General features: G+C 66.6%; 6 protein-coding genes. 2 read left to right on the forward strand and 4 right to left on the reverse strand.

Annotated features, from left to right (window positions below):
- Nucleotides 1–265 precede the first annotated feature (265 nt).
- Nucleotides 266–490 carry a hypothetical protein gene (locus SB751_RS24115; protein WP_144200579.1) on the forward strand — a complete coding sequence of 75 codons (225 nt, stop codon included), beginning with the start codon at nt 266–268 and terminating at the stop codon, nt 488–490.
- 18 nt (nt 491–508) lie between these two features.
- Here the strand turns inward: SB751_RS24115 and SB751_RS24120 are convergent, their stop codons facing one another.
- Genes SB751_RS24120 through SB751_RS24135 form a run of 4 tightly spaced genes read right to left on the reverse strand, consistent with a single transcriptional unit; the run spans nt 509 to nt 4,724 of the window.
- Nucleotides 509–1,585 (reverse strand): hypothetical protein, encoded by a 1,077-nt coding sequence (locus tag SB751_RS24120; RefSeq protein WP_144200542.1) that lies wholly within the window; start codon nt 1,583–1,585, stop codon nt 509–511.
- Nucleotides 1,572–2,834: an LssY C-terminal domain-containing protein gene (locus SB751_RS24125; RefSeq protein WP_244845137.1), complete on the reverse strand. Its 1,263-nt coding sequence runs from the start codon at nt 2,832–2,834 to the stop codon at nt 1,572–1,574. Before SB751_RS24125 ends, SB751_RS24120 begins: the two co-directional genes overlap by 14 nt.
- Nucleotides 2,831–4,141 carry an LssY C-terminal domain-containing protein gene (locus tag SB751_RS24130; protein ID WP_377732194.1) on the reverse strand — a complete coding sequence of 437 codons (1,311 nt, stop codon included), beginning with the start codon at nt 4,139–4,141 and terminating at the stop codon, nt 2,831–2,833. Before SB751_RS24130 ends, SB751_RS24125 begins: the two co-directional genes overlap by 4 nt.
- Nucleotides 4,142–4,163: 22 nt before the next feature.
- On the reverse strand, nt 4,164–4,724 hold the full coding sequence (locus SB751_RS24135; protein ID WP_144200545.1) for a YSC84-related protein: 561 nt from the start codon (nt 4,722–4,724) through the stop codon (nt 4,164–4,166).
- Between the two features lie 249 nt (nt 4,725–4,973).
- Between SB751_RS24135 and SB751_RS24140 the strand changes: the two genes are divergently transcribed.
- Nucleotides 4,974–5,750, forward strand: a complete 777-nt coding sequence (locus SB751_RS24140; RefSeq protein ID WP_092299000.1) for an enoyl-CoA hydratase — start codon at nt 4,974–4,976, stop codon at nt 5,748–5,750.
- Nucleotides 5,751–6,000: the final 250 nt, after the last annotated feature.

The following is a 6,000-nucleotide window of genomic DNA, read 5'->3' on the forward strand; positions in this document are numbered from 1 at the left end:
TCTGACGCCACGATGCGCGCCCGGCCATTGTAGACAGCCAACGCGCGCAATTAAATAAACCGACCAGTCGGTCGGCAAATAATAGTAGGCCTGCGGATCGGGCGCAAGATGGGGTTACGCGCAGCCGTCCGGATTGGGCCGACGGCTATCCCCCTCGCAGATTTGACAATTCTTGCCCTTCGACTACGGTTAGCGCGTGAGCTAGCGCTTTCATCACCTCTGCGAGGCCCGTATGCGCAAATGGAATCCACGGCTGGCCGTCCTGATGGCGGCCCTGGTGTTACCCGTGGTGCCCGCCACGGTCTTCGCCACCGAACAGGCGCAGCAACGCCGCGAAGGGCGCGACGTGCGGCAGGACACCCGTCAGGGATCGCGGGAGACGAAGCAGGACTGCCGCGCCAACGACCAGAAGAGCAATCCGCAGTGCCGGCAGGACAAGCGCCAGACCAAGCAGCAGGGCCGGGAGACCGCGCGTGACATCAAGTATTGATGGCGCGGAGGTCTGCACCTAGCGCGCCGGTTTCGCCAGTTCCTCGTCGATATAGCGCAGCAGCGCCTCGGACAGCGCCTCGCGCGGGTAGGCGTTCTGCGTGACGAACAGTGCGGCCACGGTGGTGCGCGTGCGCGCGATCGGCACTGCGAGTGCCCAATGATCCGCATTGACGTAGGCCAGTAGCGTGCTGCCCGGAATCACCTGATCGTAGAACAGCATCTGGCTGTCGTTGCGGGGGTCGATCTGCGCCAGCTTGTCATGGCTCGACGTCAGGATCGACGAAATGCGCCCCGGCTCCGGAAATGTGACCAGCGAGTAATAGCGCGGCCCCGCCGGCAGCGGGTGCGCCGCCAGCCACGCTTTGCGGATGGCCGGCCGCAGGCTCATCACGCCGCCGCCATCGCCGGGCTGGCAGGAGGAGCCGGGGAAGTGCTGGAGCAGGTCCGCCTGATATTGCTCGGCATCGTTGGCGAGCGGCGAGCCGCCCACCGCGCCCGCTGCGCTGACCACCGCCGCCACGCGGCCAAGGATCTCCGGGTAGTTGACCAGCGCCTCGAGGATGTCTGGCGCGCCCTTCGAATAGCCGATCAGTACGAGTCGCGGCCCGGCGGGGTCGAGCGGCGTGGCCATGACCGCATCGCGGATCTGCCGTGCGTTATGGGTGGAGCTGGACAGCGCATCGACCGACAGCATCCCGCCGTCATAGCCAAACTGGCGCAGGTGCCTGCCCACCGCATCGGGCGGACTCAGCCACGGCGCGAAGCAATTAAAGCCGATGCCGGGCACGACCATCGCCACCAGTGGCCGGTGCGCGGGGCCGAGGTCCGCCGGCTTGCCGGTGCCGGGCGGCTCCGTGCCCACGCGCGTCAGGGCTTCCTCGCAGGGGCGGTAGTCGGGCACGGTCTGCTGGCGGGTCTGGAGGATCGCGCAGAAGATCTCGCGGAAGCGCGCCCGCCCATCGCCCACGCCGGCGGCAGCGGCCGGCAGCAGGACCAGCGGCGGGGTCTCGGTGGAGTAGGGCACCAGCGGCTTCGCGGCGCATCCCGCCAAGAAGGCCAACGCCAGCATCCAGGCCAGGCTACTCGCGCGCATGGGCATCCCCTTCGACGATTGGCTCCCAGTCCAGGATGTCGATGTCCGACAGGCTTAGCGGGCGGAGGACGAAGAACATCACCGCCCGCCGCCCGTCGGTATGGTAGTGGGCGCCGCTGAAGGTGGCCTGCTCCTGTGCCAGCGGCACCGGCGTGGGGCCCCGGACGAACGCCAGCTTCTCCAGTCCCTCCGAATACATGCAGTCCTGGACCATCAGGTTGCGCGCCTCATCGACATCCCCGTGCAGCAGCGCGGCCCCTTGGGTTCCATTGGCCGCCGCGAAGCGCCCGCCCACCGGGCGGCCAACCTGCAGCAGGTACACCGGCCGTCCCTGATAGCTGATGGGCGCCAGCCAGACGCGGATCCACGTGGCCGGCGCCCCGGCCTGTGCCTGCTTGCGCAGCACCGCGTCCGGAATCCGGCCGAACACGCGCTGGGCGTTGTCGAAGTCCTGCTGGTTACGCCGGTAGTTGCGGCGGATCATGGCCGCGCTGAAATCCGCCACCTCGCCGACAACGATGCCGTTCAGCGGCTCTCCCACGCCTTGCCCGGCGGCGTCCGTCGCACAGCAGGGCAGGCGCTCCAGCGCGGCGCGCAGGCTGCCGAGGTCGGCATGGTCGGTCACGGCGGCGGGCGGATAGGCGAACAGCTTGCGCGAGAAGTCCGGGTGGGTGGCATCGTCCGGCACGCTCAGGAACAGCGTGAAGGCGATCAGGGTTTGATCGCCGAGCAGGTCGACGTTGAGCAGCTTGGTGCCGCGCGACGGATTGGTGAACACCACGCCCGAGCGGGTGGCGCCGGCCGGGATCGGATTGTGGAAGCCCTGCCGGTTGAACCACTCGTCCATGCGAGCGTTGGTCTTGCGGTCGAACCAGCTGTGTACGGACCACGCCACTTCGAGCGGCGAGAAGTAGTCCGGATCGGTGCCGGTGCGCAGCAGGATCATCGACCGCGCGGAGGCGTTCTCCACCTCGATCCACACGGGCTGGACCCCGGTGCCCTGGATGTCGATGCCAAACATCCGGTCGGAGTCGGCCCGGCTCAGCACGGCGGCGCGCAGGGTGACGCCCTGTTTGGACGTGGTCTCCGCGCGGGTGCGCAGCGCGGTCACGGCATCGCCGGTCGGCGGCTGCCAGGTGGAGCAGCCGGCCAGCAGGCAGGCGATGAACGTCATCGACGAACGCGCCAGGAAGGCGGAAAGAGAGGAGAGGGCGGAAAGGGCGGGCAGCCAGCGCTTCGGCGGGGTCATCGGCCGATCCCCGGGGTGGTCTGGCGCGGGGCGTCCGTCGCCTGCCAGCGGAAGAACTGGATGCTGTCCAGCGACACGGGGCGGCGGTCGAACACCATCACCAGACGGTCGCCATCGGTGTAGTAGGGGTCCGTGGTCAGGTTCTGGCGCGGCTGCTCGGGCGGGGCGGCGCCAACGCCCGAGGCGTAGCCGATCATCACCAGGCTTTGCGAATAGGCCATGTCCTCGGCCAGCGCGGTGCGGGCTTCATCGACATCGGGGTCGATCTTGTGCGTGGTCAGCGTGGGCGAGTGGATGGTCAGGCGGCTGCCGATGTCGCGGCTGATCTGGCCGACCCAGACCGGCTTGCCGCGATAGCGCAGGGGGCTGAGCCAGAGCCGCAGGTGGTTGCGCTGGTGGATGGTGTCGCGCGCCTTTTGCAGCGCGAGGTCCTGCGGGCGGCCGAACAGGTAGAGATCGCTCACGGGCGCGTTGAGGTAGCGCTCGCCTGAGAGCGCCGATGAGACAACTCGCATGATGGCGCCCGACCATTTGGTTTCCGTCGGCCGCCAGCCGCGGCGCACGAGGGCCGGAAAGGCGTCGTCCAGCCCGCCCACGATCACCAGGTTGAGCGGATCGGCGTGCTTGCGACCGCCCTCGTTGGTGGCGCAGCAGGGCAGGGCCTCCAGCGCCGCGCGGAAGGCGTCGTCATCGTCGTAGTCGCGGATCTGGTCGGGCGGATAGACGTCGCGCCGGAACACGGCGCTCGTCTGGTAATCGCCGCGAAAGCCCGGCACGACGGTAAAGATCGAGAAGGCGTGGGCGTGGTCCTTGGCCACCAGGTCCAGCTGGATCAGCTTGACGCCTTCCTCGAGGTGGGTCAGCACCATGCCCGAACGGGTTTGGCCGGGGAGTACCGGGTTGCGGAAGGACAGTCGGCCGAACCGCTCGGCGGATTCGCGCCGCGCTTCGCGGGAAGCATCGGCGGCAAAGATATCGGCGGCTTCGGAGCTGGGGAAGAAGCTGGGGTCCAGTCCTACGTACATGAGCCAGATCGGGCGATCTGTCTCATTGCCGATCTCCACCCATACGGGCTGCATGCCCCGCTTCGCCAGTGGTACGCCGTAGAGCGATTCGCTTTCCGTCGCGGAGAGGACCGAGACCGACACGTTGACGCCGCCATCCGAACGTGACCGCATGCGGCCCTGATAGCCGACGCCGGGATCGGGATCGGGCGCCGGGCTCGCGCAACCGGCCGCGAGCACGGTCATGCCGACGGCCGCCGCCACCCAGGCGGCCAGTCCGGCCCGCGAATGCCCGGGCGACATGGCGGCGCACGCGCAGGCCGACTCAGTTCAGGTCTTCGTCCTTGTAATACTTGGTGCCCTTGGCGGTCAGCTCCACCGCCAGCCCGGTATCCGTGATCTGGTAGACCCAGACACCCGGCGCGACGGCCACCGCGCCCTGGAAGGCGCTGCCGCTGTCACCGGTTTTCGCTGCGGCGGTGGCCTGGCCGCCGAGCGTCCAGCCGGAGTTGATGAATTCGTTCAGCGCCTTGTCGTTCTCGAAAACCCAGACCATCTGGAATTTCTTGACGCCGAAGCCCAGCCCGGCCTGCAGCTCGACCATCTTCATATAGACCATGGCCTTGGTCTTGTTGTTGACGGCGACGCCTTCGCCCTTGCCGCTCCCTGCCAGCAGGATCTTCATGCCGAAGTTGCTGAAGGCGGCGTAGCCGGCGGCAGACTCCACTTGTTTGCGTGCCGATGGCTGCGCCTTGTAGAGCGCATTCAAGGCATCCTGGGCGGCCTTGCGTACCTCGGCCTGCTCTTCCGCCTTGTTCGCGCCAAAGGCGAGGCCGGGGAAGGCGATCAGGGGAATTAACGAGAATGTTGCCGTGCGACGATTCATGATGGCTCCCTTCTCCGCTTCGATGGGGTCGAATGCGGATGCTGGCAAAGCATCTGGGATGCCGCTCGGCGCAATAGGAGGTGCGGCGCTTTTTGTAAGTGTTACCGCAAAATCGTGGGTTTTAGATTAGGCGACGCTATGGCGGCGCGCAAGCGCCGCGCCGGTCTTCCCGCTTGACCGCCACGCCGCCGGCGCGCCAGTATCGTGCGCTGGCAGCAGACCCATTCCATTTATTAGAGAGGAGCAGACATGTCGTACGAGAATATCCTGGTGGAAACGCGCGGGCGCGTTGGCCTGGTCACGCTGAACCGTCCCAAGGCGCTCAACGCGCTGAACGACGCGCTGATGGACGAACTTGGCGCCGCGCTGACCGCCTTCGACCAGGACGAGGCGATCGGCTGCATCGTCATTACTGGCAGCGAGCGCGCGTTCGCGGCGGGCGCCGATATCGGCATGATGGCGAAGTATTCGTTCATCGACGTCTACAAGGGCGACTACATCACACGGAATTGGGAAACCATCCGGCGCATCCGCAAGCCCGTGATTGCCGCGGTGGCCGGTTACGCACTGGGTGGCGGCTGCGAGCTGGCGATGATGTGCGACATCATCCTCGCGGCGGACAGCGCGAAGTTCGGCCAGCCCGAGGTCAAGCTCGGCACCATGCCCGGTGCCGGCGGTACCCAGCGCCTGCCGCGCGCGGTCTCCAAGGCCAAGGCGATGGACCTGTGCCTGACCGCCCGCATGATGGACGCGGCGGAAGCGGAACGTGCCGGGCTGGTGTCGCGCGTGGTACCCGCCGACAAGCTGCTCGAGGAGGCCTTTGCTGCGGCGGACGCCATTGCGAGCTATTCGCTGCCCGTGGTCATGATGATCAAGGAATCCGTGAACGCCGCCTATGAGACAACTCTCAACGAGGGGGTCCACTTCGAGCGTCGGCTGTTCCACGCCACCTTTGCCACGGCAGATCAAAAGGAAGGCATGGCCGCGTTTGTGGAGAAACGCGCACCTGATTTCAAGCATCGCTGAGGCCCGACTAGGGAATACCCGAGGACAGTCGAGGGGTATTATCCTGCCGCGAAAATATTCTACGGGGTGGAATTTCCTTATCGATCAAGGATTTGTCTGGATAATGCACGCTTGTCACGCACGGTGGCATGACAAGCGTGTTGCAAAGCCTTGGAAACGGGCCTACTATTCGTCCCCTCGCAACACAAACCGCGCTGCAAACGCAGCGGCGACAAGGGTTGCGGGGTTGATGGGTGGTCGGGCTGATGAG

This window comes from Cupriavidus sp. SIMBA_020 (assembly GCF_046535395.1).
Classification (GTDB): domain Bacteria; phylum Pseudomonadota; class Gammaproteobacteria; order Burkholderiales; family Burkholderiaceae; genus Cupriavidus; species Cupriavidus campinensis.